1 protein-coding gene is annotated in these 1,612 nt (G+C 58.6%); it reads left to right on the forward strand.

Annotated features, from left to right (window positions below; genetic code table 11):
• On the forward strand, window positions 1-1,570 hold a 1,570-nt coding region (locus tag Q7A36_RS39670), incomplete at its 5' end, for a putative bifunctional diguanylate cyclase/phosphodiesterase (RefSeq protein ID WP_305109298.1).
• Window positions 1,571-1,612 lie beyond the last annotated feature (42 nt).

A 1,612-nucleotide genomic window follows, 5' to 3' on the forward strand; every position in this document is an offset into this window, starting at 1 on the left:
AGTACCACCGAACGCAGCCACCCCGGAAGAAGCACTTCCGGATCCAGCCTGGGCCGTGTTGCAGGGCGACAGCGGCGAACAACCCGCAGCGTTCTCCTGCGATCTCCCGGATGGGCGATCAATCTCTGTCTCGAAGCGGCCCGTAGCTGGGGGTGGTTGGGTGGCAACCTACGAAGACACCACCCACCGTCGTCAAGCAGAAGCGCGCGTTGCGCACATGGCCCATCACGACGCCCTGACCGGCTTGGCCAATCGTGTATTGTTCCGTGAACACATGCAGCATGCGCTCGCCCGTGCAAAGCGCAATGGTAGGGTCGCTCTCCTGTGCCTTGATCTTGACCACTTCAAATCGGTTAACGACACGCTCGGGCACCCGATTGGCGATGCACTACTTTGCGAAGTGGCATCGCGGCTTCGGCAGTGCACCCGAGAGACGGACTTGGTAGTCCGCCTTGGGGGCGACGAGTTCGCGATTGTGCAGGAGGGACCGACGCAGCCCAACAATGCCGAAGCACTGGCCAGACGACTGATCGACGCTTTGGCTGAACCGTTTGACATCAACTCGCATCAGTTGATTGTGGGCACGAGCATCGGCATTGCGCTTTCTGATGTCGGGACCGATGACACGGACATTCTGCTGAAGTGCGCCGACCTCGCGCTGTATCGGGCCAAGTCTGACGGCCGTGGTACTTGGCGATTTTTTGAGCCGGAGATGGATGCGGTTGCACAGGCTCGCCGCGCACTTGAGCTGGATCTGCGACAGGCACTTGCTGGCGGGCAGTTTGAACTATTCTATCAACCTTTGTTGGAGGCGAACGGCGCCAGGATCAGCGGCTTCGAGGCGTTGATCCGCTGGCGTCACCCAAAACGGGGCATGGTGAATCCAGCGCTGTTCATTCCGCTCGCCGAAGAGGTGGGGCTCATCAGCTCGATCGGTTCATGGGTCTTGCGGCAAGCCTGTGCTGATGCAGTACGCTGGCCAGGTCAGCTCAAGGTTGCCGTCAACCTCTCGCCCGCCCAGTTCCGAAACGGAATGCTAGCGCGTGAGGTCGAGGAGGCGCTTTTAGGCTCCGGGCTTGATCCGAAGCGGTTGGAGCTTGAGATTACTGAGAACGTGCTGTTGCAAGACCATGAAATTGTTCTTGAGACGTTGCACGCTGTCCGTTCAAAAGGTGTGCGTATCGCAATGGACGATTTCGGTACTGGTTACTCGTCACTGAGTTACTTGCGACGGTTCCCATTTGACAAAATCAAGATTGATCAGTCCTTCGTGCGTGGATTGGGTGATGACGAAGAAGCGGCAGCCATTGTCCGTGCTGTCGCTGGCCTGGGTCGCACGCTCGGAATGGCAGTCAATGCCGAGGGAGTCGAAACGGCCGAGCAGCTTGCGGCATTGCAGGCCTTAGGGTGCGGTGAGGTTCAAGGCTACCTCTTCAGCCCACCGAGACCGACAAGTGAGATTTCGGAACTTCTGCGGCAGTACGGCATTGCAAGCCGCTCACCGGGCGCAATTGGGTGTGTCGCCGCTTCTACGAACCAAGCTGCACCACACAGCACCTTACTCGCCTAGATGAAAGATACCCTAAATGGCGTCCTTTGGTGCAATGGTAGG

This window comes from Paracraurococcus lichenis (genome assembly GCF_030657435.1).
Taxonomy (GTDB): domain Bacteria; phylum Pseudomonadota; class Alphaproteobacteria; order Acetobacterales; family Acetobacteraceae; genus Paracraurococcus; species Paracraurococcus lichenis.